The 17198-nt window shown below is 69.5% G+C and carries 12 protein-coding genes; 4 read left to right on the top strand and 8 right to left on the bottom strand.

Going from position 1 to position 17198, the window contains the following annotated elements:
* Window positions 1–192: 192 nt before the first annotated feature.
* The 4 genes from hemF to ACTHN1_RS01900 form a co-directional block, all read right to left on the bottom strand.
* Window positions 193–1092: an oxygen-dependent coproporphyrinogen oxidase gene (hemF, locus tag ACTHN1_RS01885; RefSeq protein WP_440469278.1), complete on the bottom strand. Its 900-nt coding sequence runs from the start codon at window positions 1090–1092 to the stop codon at window positions 193–195.
* 71 nt (window positions 1093–1163) lie between these two features.
* Complete coding sequence (locus tag ACTHN1_RS01890; RefSeq protein WP_440469279.1) at window positions 1164–2714, bottom strand: hypothetical protein; 1551 nt, start codon at window positions 2712–2714, stop codon at window positions 1164–1166.
* A gap of 55 nt (window positions 2715–2769) precedes the next feature.
* Entirely contained in the window at window positions 2770–3309 is a 540-nt protein-coding gene (locus ACTHN1_RS01895; protein ID WP_440469280.1) for a hypothetical protein, read from the bottom strand.
* A gap of 29 nt (window positions 3310–3338) precedes the next feature.
* Complete coding sequence (locus ACTHN1_RS01900; protein WP_440469281.1) at window positions 3339–5711, bottom strand: prolyl oligopeptidase family serine peptidase; 2373 nt, start codon at window positions 5709–5711, stop codon at window positions 3339–3341.
* Between the two features lie 169 nt (window positions 5712–5880).
* On the opposite strand from ACTHN1_RS01900, the gene ACTHN1_RS01905 reads away from it, so the two are divergent.
* On the top strand, window positions 5881–6138 hold the full coding sequence (locus ACTHN1_RS01905; protein ID WP_440469282.1) for a YcgL domain-containing protein: 258 nt from the start codon (window positions 5881–5883) through the stop codon (window positions 6136–6138).
* The gene (locus tag ACTHN1_RS01910; RefSeq protein ID WP_440469283.1) at window positions 6131–9442 is read left to right on the top strand and encodes an ankyrin repeat domain-containing protein; all 3312 of its coding nucleotides are present in this window, start codon (window positions 6131–6133) and stop codon (window positions 9440–9442) included. The genes ACTHN1_RS01905 and ACTHN1_RS01910 overlap by 8 nt, the downstream gene beginning before the upstream one ends.
* Before the next feature lie 63 nt (window positions 9443–9505).
* Here the strand turns inward: ACTHN1_RS01910 and ACTHN1_RS01915 are convergent, their stop codons facing one another.
* Window positions 9506–11332 (bottom strand): monovalent cation:proton antiporter-2 (CPA2) family protein, encoded by a 1827-nt coding sequence (locus tag ACTHN1_RS01915; protein WP_440469284.1) that lies wholly within the window; start codon window positions 11330–11332, stop codon window positions 9506–9508.
* 117 nt (window positions 11333–11449) lie between these two features.
* Here ACTHN1_RS01915 and ACTHN1_RS01920 point away from each other — a divergent pair, with 117 nt between their 5' ends.
* Both ACTHN1_RS01920 and ACTHN1_RS01925 read left to right on the top strand, forming a co-directional pair.
* On the top strand, window positions 11450–12247 hold the full coding sequence (locus ACTHN1_RS01920) for a TonB family protein (protein ID WP_440469285.1): 798 nt from the start codon (window positions 11450–11452) through the stop codon (window positions 12245–12247).
* Window positions 12248–12320: 73 nt separating this feature from the next.
* On the top strand, window positions 12321–13202 hold the full coding sequence (locus ACTHN1_RS01925) for an energy transducer TonB (RefSeq protein ID WP_440469286.1): 882 nt from the start codon (window positions 12321–12323) through the stop codon (window positions 13200–13202).
* Window positions 13203–13265: 63 nt separating this feature from the next.
* Here ACTHN1_RS01925 and ACTHN1_RS01930 read toward each other — a convergent pair whose 3' ends face one another.
* The 3 genes from ACTHN1_RS01930 to rho all read right to left on the bottom strand — a co-directional run bounded on the left by ACTHN1_RS01930 (window position 13266) and on the right by rho (window position 17055).
* The gene (locus tag ACTHN1_RS01930) at window positions 13266–14255 is read right to left on the bottom strand and encodes a cyclase family protein (protein WP_440469318.1); all 990 of its coding nucleotides are present in this window, start codon (window positions 14253–14255) and stop codon (window positions 13266–13268) included.
* A 123-nt stretch (window positions 14256–14378) separates the two neighbouring features.
* Window positions 14379–15287 carry a LysR family transcriptional regulator gene (locus tag ACTHN1_RS01935; protein ID WP_440469287.1) on the bottom strand — a complete coding sequence of 303 codons (909 nt, stop codon included), beginning with the start codon at window positions 15285–15287 and terminating at the stop codon, window positions 14379–14381.
* A 70-nt stretch (window positions 15288–15357) separates the two neighbouring features.
* Window positions 15358–17055: a transcription termination factor Rho gene (rho, locus tag ACTHN1_RS01940; RefSeq protein WP_440469288.1), complete on the bottom strand. Its 1698-nt coding sequence runs from the start codon at window positions 17053–17055 to the stop codon at window positions 15358–15360.
* Between the last annotated feature and the right edge of the window lie 143 nt (window positions 17056–17198).

Consider the following 17198-nt stretch of genomic DNA (forward strand, 5'->3'; position numbering starts at 1 on the left):
AGGGCGGCGAGCACACCGCTGCCAAGAAGCAGCGCCGATCGTGGCGCGACAAGATCAATTCGCTCAAGGCGTAGGTACTCGGCGTCGCAACTCATTGCGCCGACTGGAATGTGCAGGGCGGGAGGAGCGAAGCGCATCCCGCCCGCATGTAATCGGCGGGATGCGCCGCTGCGCGGCTTCTCCCGCCCTAGATTAGATCCATTCGCGCGGCTTTAGGTACTCCGCAAGCCGCGCTTCGGCGCTTCCCGTCTCGGGCTCGTAGCCGTATTCGTAGCGCACGCGCGGCGGCAGCGACATCAGGATGGATTCGGTGCGGCCGCCGGACTGCAGGCCAAACAGGGTGCCGCGGTCGTACACCAGGTTGAATTCGACGTAGCGGCCGCGGCGGTACAACTGGAATTCACGTTCGCGTTCGCCGCAGGCCATGTGCTTGCGGCGTTCGACGATCGGCAGATAGGCATCGAGGAAGCCGTCGCCCACCGCGCGCAGATAGGCGAAATCGCGATCGAAGTCCTGCCCGAGATCGTCGAAGAACAGGCCACCGACGCCGCGCGTCTCCGCGCGGTGCTTCAGGTAGAAGTACTCGTCGCACCAGTGCTTGTGCGCGGCATAGCGCTCGGCGCCGCCGAACGGCTCGCACAGATCGCGCGCGGTGCGGTGCCAGTGCAGCACGTCCTCGTCGAAGGGATAGAACGGGGTCAGGTCGAAACCGCCGCCGAACCACCAGGCCACCGCCTGTCCGTCGCGCTCGGCGCGGAAATGGCGCACGTTGGCGTGGGTGGTCGGCAGGTAGGGATTACGCGGGTGGAACACCAGCGACACGCCGACCGCGCGCCAGGAAGCGCCGGCCAGTTCGGGACGATGCGCCGACGCCGACGGCGGCAGCTTGCTGCCGGAAACATCCGAGAAGCCGATGCCGGCCTGTTCGAACACCCGTCCGCCCCGCAGGATCCGGGTGCGGCCACCGCCGCCTTCGGCGCGGGTCCAGTTGTCTTCCTGGAAGCGGGCCTGGCCATCGGCCGACTCGATGGCGGCGCAGATGCGATCCTGCAGATCGGTGAGGTAGTCGCGGACGGGCATGATGTCGTTCATGCCCGCCATTCTAGCGGCGCGCCGCCGCCGCCGCTGTTTTTCAGCGAACGGGCGGCGGCATCCGGCGGTCCTCAGGGCGTCGCTTCGCCTTGCTCCGGAGCATCCTGGCCGGCTTCCTTTTCCAGTTCGCGCAATGCGTCCTGGAGCGCGCGGCCGACGCCCATCTGTTCCCAGTTCGAGGTTTCCAGCACGTCGCAAGCGACGTGGCGTTCGTCCTTGGCGCATACGGCCCGCATCGATTCGATGACCGCGTCATCGCCGGTTTCCGCATAGGCCCGGATCAGGTTCTCGCAGCCCACGCGCACGCCCGCCGCGCAAATCCGCTGATACTGGGGTTGCGCCCCGGCCCAGTCGCCGGCCAGCGCCCGCGCGTGTCCCAGCGCATTGCAGCCCTGCAGCTTGCCGGCCTTGCAGCAGGCCTCCGCGCCGCCCTCGCGCCCGATGCCTGGACAGTCCTCGACCAGGGGCCGCTCGACGTACGTGCGCGGCGGCGCGCAACGATCCGCGCCACCTTCGCCGCGGGTGTAGAGCGCATAGCGGTTCCAGCTGTCGAGGCCGAGCAGGCGGTCGCCGCCGATGACCTTGAACACGAAATCGCCGCCCTTGTCGTGGCGGATCCGGATTAGTCCATCTTCCAGCCGCGCGCGCATGACGCTGCCGAAACCGGCCTCGACCCGGCCGGCGTCGGCGAAGCCGAGTTCGGACATCAGTCCGCTCTCCGCCGCGTAGTTGCCGCAGGGCAGCGCGGTGGGCGCGGGCGCGCGCAGATCGTTGGCATTCAATGCCCCCAGCGGTGCCGCCTTGGCGCAGGCGTCCTTGTCCTCGCCGCGCTCGCAGGCAACGGCGAGCGCGGCACGCGCGTCGAGGTAACGACCGCCGTTCCACAGCTTCTCGGCCGCCTCGCCGCAGACCTTGGCCGAACCGGCGCGTTCGCAGAGCGCCTGCGCGCGATCCAGGTGCGCTGGCGAAAGCGGCACCTCGTCGGTGTACATGCCCTTGAAGACGTCGGCGAACATCCGGGTAAGCACCTGCTTGACCTGCGCCTCGCAGGCGGACTCGGAATAGGCGGGATTGCCTTCGGTGCATTCCGGCGGCGGCTCTTCCGGCACGACATCGGCGCGGTTCCGCCGCGTGGCCGCTTCCTGGAAACCCTCGATCAGGGCGACGCAGGCGAACGGCAGGCTTTCCTGCTCGCACCAGCGCGCCAGCGTCGCTTCGTCGGCATCGAGCCTGGCATCGAAGCAGGCGGCCAGATCCGCGCGGCAGCTTCCGGCGGCTGCGGGGCGCGGCGCGGCGCATTTCACGGGTTGCGCGAGCGTGTAGACCTCGCCCATCTCGGTGCGCAGGACGCGGCCGCCGGATTCCGGCGTCCAGCTCTCGGAGTAGGCGCTTTCCAGATCGTAGGCCGTGACCTTGCCGTCCGCCTGGACCTGGTGGGCCAACGGGCGCGGTGCCTGATAGTCCGTGTATTCGGTCGCGGTGGACGCGCTGTCGATGCGCAGTTCGCGATGGCCGTCGGCGGTGCGGTACACGCCGCACGCGGGGGCCGCAGCGGCGGCGAGGGGAAGGGCGACCAGAAAAGCGCAGGCGGCGCGGATGGCCAGCGTCCGTGCGAATGACATGCGAAAGACTCGTTGTGGGGGACGCACCAGTATATCGGCGGCGTCGTTTCCGCCGTCAGCGGAACTCCGCGCGCACGGCGGGCGTGCACAGCTTCCACACGATGGCGCCATGCAGGATGCCGATGGCGACGGCCGCGGCGTACATCGCCATCCGCATCGCGGCCTGCATGTTCGCAAGCAGGGGATCGATGTCGGCGGGATCCACGCCGGACCGGCTCGTCAGGTCACCGAGGAACCGGTCGAAGGCGAACGCGCCGGCGAAGGTGAGCAGCGCGCCGGCCAGCAGCAGGACGATGAAACCGAAGCGGCCCCATTCGCGCCGTTGCAGCAGGCCCCACGACGCCACCGCCCACAACACCGACGACAGCACGGACAGCAGCAGCAACAGGCCCAGGTGATCGAACAGCCACAGCAGCGCCGGTGGCAGGGCCACGCCGGAAGCACCCGTGGTGAGCGCCTCCAGCAGGCCCTGATCCGGATGGGCGCCCAGCAGCATCACGCCCTGCAGGACGCCGCTCACTACGCCCAGCAGCGCCAGGACCAGCGACAGCCAGGCCAGGAGGGTGACGAACTGCGAGCGGGGAGCCGGTTGCATGGTCTCGAGGAAATCCGTGTCGGGGCGGGTTACTTCAGGTTGTTCTCGAACAGCTTGAGCACGCGCTTGTACTCGTCCAGCCACGAATCGGCGCGGGTGAAGCCGTGGCGCTCCAGCGGATACGGGGCGATTTCCCAGTTGTCCTTGTGCAGTTCGATCAGCTTCTGGGTCAGCACCACCGAATCGCGGAAGAACACGTTGTCATCGATCATGCCGTGCGCGATCAGCAGATGATCCTGCAGGCCGGCGGCATATTCGATCGGCGAGGATGTGCGATAGGCCTGCGGATCCAGTTCCGGCGTGTTGAGGATGCTGGCGGTGTAGTCGTGGTTGTACTGGGTCCAGTCGACCACCGGCCGCAGCGCGGCGCCGGCCTTGAACACGCCCGGCTTGCGGAACAGCGCCATGAAGGTCATGAAGCCGCCATAGGAACCACCGTAGATGCCGGCGCGGTCGCGATCGCCCTGGCGGGTTTCGACCAGCCAGTCCAGGCCGTCCAGATAGTCTTCCAGTTCCGGATGGCCCATGTTGCGGTAGATGGCGGTGCGCCAGTCGCGGCCATAGCCCTCGCTGGCGCGATAGTCGAGATCCAGCACGATGTAGCCGCGCTGCACCAGCAGGTTGTGGAACATCTGCTCGCGGAAGTAGGTCGGGTAGCGGTGATGAACGTTCTGCAGGTAACCGGCGCCATGCACGAACATCACGATCGGATAGCGCTTGCCGGGTTCCATCACCTTCGGGCCGTAGTACTTGCCCCACACCTGGCCGGCGCCGTGCCTGGAGGGCACCTGCACGATTTCCGGCTGGATCCACTCGCGCGCCTTGAACGCGGGAGTACGCGTATCCGTCAAGGCCACGGGCGTGCCGCCGGCCGCGTCGAGCACCGACAGCTGGGTGGGCACGTAGGCGCTGGAATGGGCCACCAGCAGGCGGCGATCATCGGGCGACAGCGCGAAGCGCTCCACCCCGTCCAGGGCGGTGACCTCGGTGACCGCGTCGCTGCCCAGATCCAGACGGCAGATCTCGTAGTCGGCCGGGTTGGCGCGATTGCACAGGAAGAAGAACGCGCCGCCATCGGCGGTGGGTACCGGCGAACTGACTTCCCAGCGGCCGCTGGTGCGCTGGCGCGGCTTGCCGCCGCCCTGCACGGTGTACAGGTGCGAATAGCCGGACTGCTCGGAAAGCAGCCACAGGCTGCCGTCGGGCAGCCAGCCGAACTCGTTGTTGTTCCAGTTGATCCAGGCCGGATCGGTCAGCCGGTGGCGTGGCTGCAGGCGCGCGTCGGCCAGATCCACGCTGGCGATCCAGCGGTCCTTGTTGTCGATCGCATGCAACTGCACGGCGACCTGCCGGCCGTCCTCGCTCCAGACAATCGCGGAGGCCGATTCGCTTTCCACCCGCACCGGACGATTGTCTTTCTGCGGCTCCTTGCCGGCGGCCTTGCGCAGCGCGGCCATCGGATCCTCGGCGATGCCGGGCAGGACGTCGTAGGCCAGCGGGCGGACGGTGCCCGCCGCGACGTCGACCAGCCACAGCGACTGCGGCACCGGATCGTTGCGGCCCACGCGGGTACGCACGCTCTGGAATTCCTCGTAGCCGGATTCGGTGACGTACATCGGCATCTTGCCTTCCTGGCCCTCGTCGGCGCCCTTGGCCTGGGTCACCACCACCACCCAGCGGCCGTCCGGCGACATCGCGCTGTCGGCGATGGCGACATCGGCGCCCAGGTAGATCGGCGCCGGCGCGCGGCTGCCGTCGGCCTTGCGCCAGGCGGCATCCTGCTGGCGCGCCGCCTCGCGCTGCGCGCGGTCCCGCGACAGGGTCTCCAGCGTGCGCAGCTGCTGTTCGCGCAGGGCGTCGGCCTTGGGCGTCGCGGCCGGATCCTTTTCCGCGCGCAGGACCGCGGCCTGGGCCACGCCGGCCTGCGGCGACCAGCGGTACCAGTCGTTGCCGTTGCGCCAGATGACGCCGCCATCGCGGGCGAAGCGCGGCTGCGCCTCGGTGTCGTTGCTGCGGGTGAGCTGGGTCAGCGCGCCGCTGCGCAGATCGCGCAGGAACACGTCGCCGTTGCGGACGAACACCATGCGCTGGCCGCGCGCGTCGATCTGCGGATTGGGCGCGTCCAGGCCGCCGCGTTCGGCGTCGCCGACCCGCTCGGCGGCGGCGCCGCCGCCGACCGCCTGCGTGTACGTATCGCGGATCAGGCTGCCCGGCCGCTTGAGTTCGTACTGCACGTGCCGGCCATCCCAGGACCACCAGGCGCGTTCGACCGGGGGACCGATCCAGTCCGGATCCGCCATCACCTGCTCGATGGTCAGCGGCGCGACGTCCTGCGCGGCGAGAGGGGCGGCCAGCAGGGACAGCGACAGTGGCAGCAGCAGGGCGGGCAGAACGTGGCGCATGGGATTTCCGTTAGGCCGGTGTGAAAGGCGCAAGGGTATCAGCCGGCGACGTCCGCATCGCCAGCCGATGGTCATGCGAACGCCTGAACGTGCAGGGTTTCCCCGCATACCGGTTTCCTCCACAATCTCCGCCATTCCTCACTTTTCCCCGCAGGACGCGTACGCGCGGATGCAAGCCTTCGTTTACAAAAGCCTGCGCAAGGCGGACACCTACGTGTACCTGGCCGCGCGCGACGACTTCACCCGCCTGCCCGAACCGCTGCGCACCCAACTGGGCGATCTGAGTTTCGTGCTGGAGGTGGCCCTCACCCCCGAACGCAAGCTGGCCCGGGAAGACGCCGAAGTCGTGCGCGGCAACCTGGCCGCGCGCGGATTCCATATCCAGTTCCCCCCGCAGCCGGACAGCGACGAACGCGCAGATGCCTGAATCCGTGCCTGAGTCCGCATCCCGACTGCGCCGTCTGGCCGCGATCGCCGGTCTGCTGGGCGTGGCGCTGGCCGCGCTGGGCTGGGTCGGCGGCCCGCTGGCGGCGCTGGGCGCCTGGCTGGCGCAACCGGCCCTGGCCCTGGCCTGTTCCTGGCAGCGGGGCAGCCGTCCGCTGCCGGTCGCGCGCGACTGGCGCGAATCGCTGCCGGCCCTGCTCATCGCGTGGGGCGCGGCGTTCGCCACGGTCGCGGTGCTGATTGCCTGGCCGCTTTCGGCCCTGCGGGACAGCGGCAGCTTGGCCGCGGCGCTGGGCCTGAGCGCGGTGGTGGGCGTGCTGCTGATCGGCCTGTGGCGGACCTGGCCGCTCTGGCAGGGCATCGAACGCGAACCGGGCAGCCTGGGCTGGCATTGGCGCGCGTTGGCCGAGCGCGATTTCCACGCCTGGCGCGGCCTGGGCGTGGCCGCGCTGGTCGCGCTGGCGGTGGCCGGCGGCCTGGTGCTGGCGTGGCCGGATCTGTTGTCCGCCCCGGCCCGCTCGATCGCCGCGCCGCTGTACGTGCTGGTCCTGCCGGTCCTGCACTGGGGCATCCAGTCCATCGCCGCCGCGCGCGGATTGCCGGTGGTCGACATGGGCATCGGCCTGGCGGCCGCATCGACCGCCGAACCCGCGTCGTCGTCGACGGCGTATGAGGCGGATCTGGAGCGGGCGCTGTTCGACGCCGCGCGCAGCGGCCGGGTCGATCGCGCGCTGGAACTGCTGGACGCCGGCGCCGACGCGCACGCGCTGCCGCCGGCGTCCTCCCGCGATCAGCGCAGCCTCGCGGTGCTGGCCGCGGTGCTGCCGGATCTGCGCCTGCTGCGCGCGCTGATCGGCCAGGGCGTGGATCTCAATCACGCCCATGCCGGCATGACGCCGTTGCTGGCGGCCACCCGCGACAGCTGGCACGGCCGCCCCGACGCGGTGACCACGCTGCTGGCCAACGGCGCCGATCCGCGGGTCACCGACAGCGATGGCAACACACCGCTGCACCATGCCGCGCGCAGTTCCGATCCCGGCGTGGTCGCGCTGTTGCGCGATGCCGCCGCCGAGATCGACGCGGTCAACCAGGACGGCCTGACCCCGTTGGGCGTGGCCTGCGTGGCCGGCAACTGGCGGCTGGCCAAATTCCTGCTCGAACGCGGCGCGCGACCGGAACCGGCGGGCGCGCAACCGGCGCTGCTGGCGGCGGCGGCCACCGAGGAAGACGATCCGGCCGGCGTGCAGTTGCTGCTCAAGCACCGCGCCAAGGTGGACACCCGCGATGGCCAGCGCCGCAGCGCGCTGCACGAAGCGGCGCTGGCCGGACACATCGACATCGTCAACACGCTGCTGGCCGCGGGCGCCGACGTGCACGCGCACGATGCCCAGGGTCGCACGCCCTGGCTGGAAGCCGCGCGCGGTGGCCGCATCGCGGTGCTCGAACGGTTGGCCGAGGCGGGCGTGGACGTCGCGGTGATTGACGGCGAACAACGCAACGCGGTGCGCGTGGCCTGCGCTTCGGAGAATGCGTCGCCGGCCCTCATCCGGCGCCTGCTGGATCTGGGCGTGGTGGCGGATCTGCCCGATGCGCAGGGACGCCGGGCGGTGGATCTGGCCGCCGAGGCCGGCCGCTGGGCGATCGTGTCCGCGCTGGATGCCACCTATCCGCTGCCTTCGGCGGTGAGCGGCGGCGACGATGATCAGCCGCCGCCGGATCGCGCGCCCATCGCGCTGTTGCGCGATGGCCTGCACGCGGACCGTCCCCGGGACGAACTGGCCTCGCTGGTCCGGCTGGCCTCGCGCCAGGAACTGGGCGCGCTGCTGCACGATCCGGAAATCGCCCTGTCGCCGCAGCGACTGGACTGGCTGCTGGCCCGTGGCGCGGATGCCGACACGCTGGATCCGGCCGGCGACACGCCGTTGTTCGCGCTGCTCTCTCGCGGCGGCGAGGCGATGGCGTCGATCCAGGTGATGCTGCGCCGCGCGGTGTCCCCGGCGGGCGCCGGCGGCCTGGCCCGGTTCCTCGACGCCTGCGCGCGCGGCGAGCAGGTCGGGCGCGGACTGGAACAATTCGCCTGTGATCTGCTCGAACGCGGCGCCGATCCCTTCGCCGACTCGCCGCTGGGTGATCCGCCGCTGGCCCTGGCGGTCCGGCTGGGTTGGTCGCGCCTGCTGGATCGATTGCTCGACATCGGCGTGGATCGCGAAGCGCGCGACAGCCACGGCATGACCGCGTTGCATCTGGCGGCGGCGCTGGGCCGCGAACTCGCGTTGCGCCAACTGGTGTCCAAGGGCGCCTGCCCGGATTCCCGCGCCGCCGACGGCCAGACTCCGCTGGGCGTCGCACTGGCCAGTGGTCGCCGCGATCTGGCCGACTGGCTGGACTGGCGCGGTTGGGCCTTGCCGCGACGCGCGCTGCGCGCGGCGGATCTGCCCGCCGCGGCGATGGTCGGCGACGCGGATGCGGTGCGTCGCCTGCTGGATCTGGGCTTCGCTGTCGATTCGCCCGACGCGCAGGGCTGCACCGCGCTGCTGCGCGCGGCCGGTGGCGGCCATCGCGCCGCGGTGGAGCTGCTGCTGGCGCGCGGCGCGGATCCGCAACGGCCCGCCAACACCGGCGCCACCCCGTTGTCGGCGGCGGTGAGCATGCGCCAGGCCGAGATCGTGGCGCTGCTGCTGCAGGCCGGCGCGGCACTGGAGCATCGCCTGCCGGGCGGCGTCACCGTGCTGATGCTGGCCGCCGCGCTGGGATTGCCGGATATCGTCGCCCGCCTGCTGACCGCCGGCGCCAACGTGCATGCCGGCGACGCCCAGGGCCTGACTCCGCTGCACTGCGCGGCGCTGTACGGCTTCACTTCGCGCGACAAGCCGCGACTGGTCGCCCTGTTCGACACCTTGCTGCTGTCCGGCGCCGAACCGGATCAGGTGGCGGCCGGCGCGGTGACGCCCCTGCTGCTGCTGCTGGGCGCGCGCGCCGAACCGGGCACGGCCTGCGACGAGGAAGTGGTGCTGGCCGGCGTGGAACGCCTGCTGGACGAGGAGGTTTCGCTGGAGATCCAGGACCCGCGCGGTTTCGGGCCACTGCACCTGGCGGCGCTGCACGGTCTGCTGCGGGTGGTCCAGCGCCTGCTGCGGGCGGGCGCGGATCCGGATCTGCGCGACGCGCTCAATCGCACGCCGCGCGAGATCGCGGTGATGCGCGGCTTCGTCGACGTGGCCGGCGAATTCGTGCCGGTGGCGCCGGGCGCCTCGATGGCGCGTTTCCTGCGCGAACCGCGCGGCTGACGGAATCCGACCCGGAAACCGATCCCGGCTCCCCGATCCATTCCCCGATCCGTTCCCCGCGCCTCAGGTCGCGCGGGGCGCGGGGTCCGCGGCCGGCGGCGACGATTCGGATTCATCGCCGCCGCTGGCATCGGCTTCGAACAGCTTTTCCAGATCCCTGACCGCATCGCGCGCGGTCTGGATCACCGCCGCGTCATCGTCGTAAACCAGGTACTGCGCGCGCAGCAGTTTCTCGTCGTGTTCGCGGAAGCGGCGCGCCTGCTGGGCGGCCGCTTCGGGTGAGCGTCCCAGCGCCACCAGGGTCTGCTCGGCCATTTCCAGGCTGGTCCCCAGGGTCTCGCGGAAGGGCTCGGTGCTCAGATCCATCAGCCGCCACGCATGCTGGCGGTTGCGCGCGCGCGCCAGCACCTTGGCATTGGGATACATCCGGCGAATCAGGCGCACCGCCTTGATGTTGGTGTCCGGATCGTCCATCGCGATCACGAACACCTTGACGTGCTGCGCGCCGGCCGAGCGCAGCAGATCCGGACGGGTGGGATCGCCGTAGTAGATGCGCGCGCCACCGAATCGGCGCAGCGTGTCCACCGTTTCCGGACTGTGTTCCAGCGCGACGAACGGAATCCGCTGCGAGGTCAGCACGCGTGCCACGATCTGGCCGAACCGGCCCATGCCGGCGATCAGCACCTGCGGTGTCTGATCGGGGATGTCGTCGAAGGCGCGCCGATCCTGCATGGGCCGGGCGATGCCCGACACCCAGCGCGAGATGCCCATCATCAGCAGCGGGGTCAACGCCATCGACACGCCCACGATCGCGACCAGGCGATCGCGCACGTCGGCGTCCAGCAGCTTCACCCGCGCGGCTTCGTTGAACACCACGAAGGCGAATTCGCCGCCCAGCCACAGCGCGCCGCCCAGCATCAGCGCGCCGCGCACGTCCAGCCGGCCCGGCCACAGGCCGAGCAGGAACAGGATGCCGAACTTCACCAGCAGCAGCACCAGCACGCCGGCGGTGATGATCTGCGGCTCGTTCATCACCCGGTCCAGGTCGATGTCCATGCCTACGGCGATGAAGAACAAGCCGAGCAGCAGGCCCTTGAACGGTTCGATCTGAGATTCCAGTTCGTGCCGGAACTCCGAATCCGACAGCAGTACGCCGGCCAGGAACGCGCCCAGGCCCGCGCTCAATCCGGCCAGCTGCATGAACCAGGCCGTGCCCAGCACCACCAGCAGGGCGCTGGCGGTGAACACTTCCGGCATCCGCGTCCGCGCGACCACCCGGAACATGTGCCGCAGGATCAGGCGGCCACCGAAGATGACGATCGCCATCGCGCCGATCGCCTGGAACACCATGGTCCAGGTCAGGGTCTCGTTCTTGGCGCCGCCCAGCAACGGAATCGCCGCCAACAGCGGAATCGCGACCAGGTCCTGGAACAGCAGGATCGCGAATCCCAGGCGACCGTGCTCGCTGGTCAGTTCCTTGCGCTCGGACAGCAGCTGCAGGCTGACCGCGGTCGAGGACAGCGCCAGGCCCAGGCCGATGACCAGCGAAGTCTTCCAGTGGTGATCGGCGAGAAGGGCGATGCCGCCCAGCGCCAGCGCGGTCAGCAGCACCTGCAGGCCACCGGCGCCGAACACCGGCTTGCGCATCACCCGCAGGCGCGACGGCGACAGTTCCAGGCCGATGACGAACAGCATCATCACCACGCCGATTTCCGCCGCGTCCAGAATCCGGTCCGCGTCCCGGATCAGGGCCATGCCATCCGGCCCCAGCACCACGCCGGCGACCAGATAGGCCAGCACCGCGCCGATGCCGAGCCGCTTGAACACCGGCACGGCGATGACCGCGGCCAGCAGGAACACCAATGTCAGCTCTAGGCCACTACCGTGCATGCATTCACCTCCGGCCCATTATGCAGGCGGGTCCCGGAATCCGGGGCGGTGATCCCGATTGAAGGCCGTCGGCGCCCGCGCTAGGCTCGGCACCGGGATTCATCCAGGGAGCGGGCGATGAAGGGGATTTGGGGAATCGCGCTGTGGTTGCTGGTGGCCGTCGCGGCCCACGCGCAGACCGCGGAGCTGAGGATGCCGGTGAGCGGCGAGATCGGCATCGATCCGGACGGAGCGGTGTTCGATTACCGGCTCGATACCGAACTGACGCCGGCAGTCGCCGCGCTGGTCGAACGGTCGGTCCGACAATGGAAGTTCGAGCCCGTGCTGCGTGGCGGCGTCGCCACCCGCGCCAAGGCGCGGATGCGCCTGACCCTGATCGCGCACCAGGTGCCCGCGGGCTACCAGTTGCAGGTGGAGCACGTGCAGTTCTCCGGCTATCGGGCCTCGATCAAGATGACGCCGCCGCGCTATCCGGTGGAGGCAGCCAGGGGCGGCGTCAGCGGCAATGTCCTGGTGGCGGTGCGGGTGAACGCGGAGGGGCGCGTCGTGGACGCATCCGCCGTACAGACCTCCTGGCCCAACAGCAAGGTCAACGAGGCGGCGCGACGCTACTGGGGAAAGGTGCTGGAAAAGGCATCCCTGGAAGCCGCGCGTCGATGGGTCTTCGAATCGGCGGATGCAGCACTGCATGAAACCGGCGATGCGACCCTGGTGGTTCCCGTGAATTTCTGGGTGGGGGACACCACCCCGCCCGACACCGGATGGCGCTACGAATCGGCGGGGCCGACCAATCCCATTCCCTGGCTGACTCCGGAACAACAGGCGTTCGACGCCTCCGGACTGAAGCAAGGCGAAGTACTGGCACTGGACCTCGCGGTGAAGTTGAAGACGCCGGTGGTGGGCTCTCTGCTTTGAGCATCCTCTTGTCGGTCACGAAGGCGGACATCGAGCGGGCCGGATGGGGCTCGAACAGCTATGCGAGGTGGACATGATCAGGAAACTGCGCGGAATCGGTACGGGTCTGGTGTTTGCGTTGCTGTTCGGCGGCGCCGTCAGCGCGCTGGCCGGCGTCAAGGACGTCCGCAAGCAGATCGAGGCCAGCATGCTGGTGACCGGATCGATCATCATCGAGCCTGACGGCGCGGTCGGGAAACTGGATCTCGACCAGCGCGAGAAGCTGCCCGAAGCGGTCGTGGGCCTGGTCGAGAAAGCGGCCGCGGAGTGGAAGTTCGAGCCGGTCCTGGTGGACGGGACCGCGCGCCGTGGCAAGGCGAGGATGAGCCTGCGGGTGGTGGCGAACAAACTGCCCAACGGCGACTACCAGCTGGCGTTGACCGGGGGCTACTTCGGTGACGACGCGATCACGCCGGAGGAACGCCAGCAACGCGCGGATTCGGTCCGAGGCGTCAAGCTCAGGCCGCCGATGTTCCCGGAAGACGCGGCGCGGATGGGCGCGCGCGGCATGGTGTACCTGGTGGTGAAGGTGGAACGGGACGGTTCGGTCGGCGACGTGCTCGCCGAACAGGTGAACCTAGAGATCGTCGGCGACGAGCGCCAGATGCAGCTGATGCGCAAGCTGCTGTCCAAGGCCGCATTGATCGCGGCCAGGAAATGGACCTTCCAGCCACCGTCGGAAGGCGCCTCGGTGGATGCGCCGTACTGGCTGGTGCGGGTGCCGGTGGATTACCGGTTCCATGGCGACAAGACGCCCGGCTATGGCGAATGGCAGGTCTACATTCCCGGTCCGCGCGAGAGCGCGCCCTGGATGCAGTCGGAGCGGGACGACGGTGGCGCGCCGGACGCGATGGTCGCCGGTGGCGTCTATGAAATCGGCAAGGGCCGGCGCCTGCTGACGCCGCTGTCCGGTTGACCGCATCCCGATCGGCGACGGGAGACCGGACGCCCCGCATCGCGGGGCGTTCGTGCCTGCGGATCATCGCAACGGCAGTGCCACCGGGCGCAGCGGTGCGGCGTCGCCGCCCCGGATCTTCAACGGACCGCCGATGAAGGCGAACTCGTAGACCTTGTCGCGTGACAGTTCGTCCAGCGCGATCAGCTCGATGATCGGCACGCCCTGTTCGGCGAGCAGGTAGGTGTGCAGGGGAACGTAGGCGTCGGGCTCCTGCGAGGGAAAGGTCTCGAAGCTCAGGTTGTCGGCGCCGACCACCATCGCGCCACCGTCTTCGACCAGGAATCGCGCCGCATCCAGGCTCATGCCGGGCGGATTGGCCATGTAGGCGTCGGGCTGGTTGAACAGGCGCATCCGGCCGGTGCGGATCAGCACCACGTCGCCGCGTTGCAGCTTCACCTTCTGCCGGGCAAGGGCCGCCTGCAGATCGGCGCGGGTGATGCGGTACTGATCGGGCAGCATGTCCACGCCCTGGGCGGCGGCCACGTCGATCAACACGCCGCGCGCGATCAGGTTCGGGAACTTCTCGATGCCGGCCTTGCGCCAGCCGCGATCGCCCAGGTGCTCGTCGGCGCGGAAGCCGTTCCAGATCCGCCCATGCAGGCCGAAGTGGTTGAGCGCGTCGATGTGGGTGCCGGTATGGCTGTACATCGAGAACGCGGTGCCGGTGTAGCTGGTGCTGGCGTTCAACGCATCGCCCACGCCCATCGGGTCGTCGATCCCGGTACCGCGCGGCGTGTGGGTCATCCAGAACTGGTAGTGCGGATCGCCCGCGCCCTGCCAGCTGGGCATGCCGATGTAGTAGTCGGTGGCCAGGTCGTAGGCGCGACGACCATCGACCCGCGACAGGATCGCGGCGCGGGATTCGGGCGTGATCAGGTTGAGGCGGCCGATTTCATCGTCCGGGCCCCAGGGGCTGGTGCCGACTTCGCCGGCGTGGCCGCTGACCGCGGCGGATAGGGACGTGGCCAGCAACGCGGCCAGGAGCAGGCGACGGGAGGCGCGGGGGAACATCGGTTTCATGAGGCTGGAATCCTGTGGGGAGTGGCCTGGAGCAGGCCATCGGAGGATTCACAGCTTGGCGGCGGCGCACGCGCGGAAAAATCCCGCGCGCGTGCCGACAGTTTTCACCGCCGGTTACGAATCGGTTTCCAGCAGTGCCGGCAACGCTTCGGCGAGAAAGTCGACGAACACCTGCACCTTGGGCGGGAGGTGCCGGGTGGTGGGATAGATCGCGTACACCTGCCGCGACGGGTAGTGGCATTCGGGCAGGACGCGCCGCAGGCGGCCGTCGGCGATGGCCGGCGACGCCAGGAACGAGGGCAGCGCGCCGATGCCGAGTCCGGCGCACAGCAGATCGCGCAGCATCAGGCTGTTGTTGACCACGGTGCGCGCGGGCGGCAGCGCGACCCGCGTGGTGCCTTCCGGGCCCTGCAGGGACCAGCTGTCCGGCGTGTCGGCCAGCGCGTAGGCCAGTACATCGTGCTGTTGCAGATCGACGGGGGCGCCGGGCGTGCCTCGCTGCGCGAGATAGTCCGGCGAGGCGCACAGGAACTGCTGGACCGTGCCGAGCCGGCGGGCGACCAGCGAGGAATCCTCCAGGAGGCTGCGCACGCGCAGGGAGACATCGAAGCCGGCGCCGATCACGTCCAGCAGGCGATCATCCAGCACCAGATCCAGTTTCAACCGCGGATGGCGGGCCAGGAACCGGCCCAGCAGCGGTGAAAGCACGGCCAGGCCGAACGAGGTCGGCGCGTTGACCCGCAGGCGTCCCTCCGCCTGCCCGGCCTGCGCGCGCAGCTGGCGCTCGACCCGCTCCATGTCGTCCAGCAGGCGGCGGCATTCGGCGAAGTAGGCCTGCCCCGCGTCGGTCAGGCTCATGCGGCGGGTGGTCCGCTGCAGCAGCACGGTGCCCAGGTGTTCCTCCAGCTGCCTGAGCTGTTTGCTCAGGCCGGCGGCGGATACGCCCAGATCGTCGGCGGCGCGAGCGAAGCCGCCCAGTTCGACGACCCGCCGGAAGGCGCGCATCGCGTTGAGTTGATCCATGGGCTTATCGGTCGGGGAAGCCGGAAATGAAAACGCCGGCATGGGCCGGCGTTTCCGTCTTGCCGCGGGTTCAGCGCTTCATCGAAGCGAAGAACTCGTCGTTGGACTTGGTGTTCTTCATCTTGTCCAGCAGGAACTCCATCGCGGCGATCTCGTCCATCGGGTGGAGCAGCTTGCGCAGGATCCAGATCTTCTGCAGCAGTTCCGGCTCGATCAGCAGATCCTCGCGGCGGGTGCCGGAGCGGTTGATGTCGATGGCCGGGTAGACGCGCTTCTCGGTGATGCGGCGGTTCAGGTGCACTTCGCTGTTGCCGGTGCCCTTGAACTCTTCATAGATCACCTCGTCCATCTTGCTGCCGGTCTCGACCAGCGCGGTGGCGATGATGGTCAGCGAACCGCCTTCCTCGACGTTGCGCGCCGCGCCGAAGAAGCGCTTGGGACGGTGCAGGGCGTTGGCGTCCACGCCGCCGGTCAACACCTTGCCGGAGCTGGGCACGACGTTGTTGTAGGCGCGCGCCAGGCGGGTGATCGAGTCCAGCATGATCACCACGTCCTTCTTGTGCTCGACCAGGCGCTTGGCGCGCTCGATCACCATCTCGGCGACCTGCACGTGGCGGGCGGCGGGTTCGTCGAAGGTCGAGGACACCACTTCGCCGCGCACGGTGCGCTGCATTTCGGTGACTTCTTCCGGACGCTCGTCCACCAGCAGCACGATCAGGTGCACGTCCGGGTGGTTGGTGGTGATGGCGGTGGCGATCTGCTGCATCATGATCGTCTTGCCCGCCTTGGGCGGCGACACGATCAGCGCGCGCTGGCCCTTGCCCTGCGGCGCCATCAGATCGAGGATGCGGCCGGCGATGTCCTCCGACGATCCGTTGCCGCGCTCCAGGGTGAAGCGTCGGCGCGGGAACAGCGGGGTCAGGTTCTCGAACAGGACCTTGTTCTTCGACGCTTCCAGCGGCTCGCCGTTGATGGTGTCGATGGTCGACAGCGCGAAGTAGCGCTCGCCGTCCTTCGGGAAGCGGATGCGGCCGGACAGGTGGTCGCCGGTACGCAGGTTGAAGCGGCGGATCTGGCTGGGGCTGATGTAGACGTCATCCGGGCCGGCCAGGTAGCTGGCCTCGGCCGCGCGCAGGAAGCCGAAGCCATCCGGCAGGATTTCCAGCACGCCGTCGGCGGCCACGCCCTCGCCATGGCGGGTCAGCACCTTCAGCAGGGCGAAGATCACGTCCTGCTTGCGGGCGCGCGCCACGCCTTCCTGGATGTTCAGCTGCTCGGCGATTTCCAGCAGCTTGGGCGCCGGCATGCGCTTGAGATCGCCCAGCGAATACTGCGGGAAACCCTCCGGAACGCTGGGCGGCTGGCGCGGCACGTAATTCTCGTTGCCGCCGTTGCCGTCGCCGGGCAGGCCGTCGTTGTAGCCGCCGCGGTTGCGCTCGCGGTCGCGGCGGTTGCGGAAGCGGTCGCGGCGGTTGTTGTTGTTGAAGCGGTTGTTGCCGTCGCGCTGCTCGCGCGATTCACCCTCGCCCTGGCCTTGGCCCTGACCGTGCTGCGACGGGTTGCCGCCGGACTCGGCGCCGCCTTCGTGGGCGGTGGCGGCAGGCGCGCGCGGCGCTTCGACGGCCGGAGCCGGAGCGGGCGGGGCGACGGGGGCCGGGATATCGGCCGGGGGCGCCGCGGTGGCGGCTTCAGGGGCGGATTTGGCGACGCGCGGCTTACGCACGCGCTTCTCGGCGGGGGCGCCGGTTTCGTTGCTACTGTCGGACAAAGTGCGATTCCTCGCTAAGGTGGCGAGCGCCGGCTGGAACGCGCGGCGGCAGGTCGGGGAGTGTGTTGACTCAGAAGGGTGCGGCGCAGACAAGGCGCCGGATGTGCGGACACTAGCACCGCGTCGCGGCGACGGCAAGCGCC

This window comes from Pseudoxanthomonas sp. (assembly GCF_051953815.1).
Lineage (GTDB): Bacteria > Pseudomonadota > Gammaproteobacteria > Xanthomonadales > Xanthomonadaceae > Pseudoxanthomonas_A.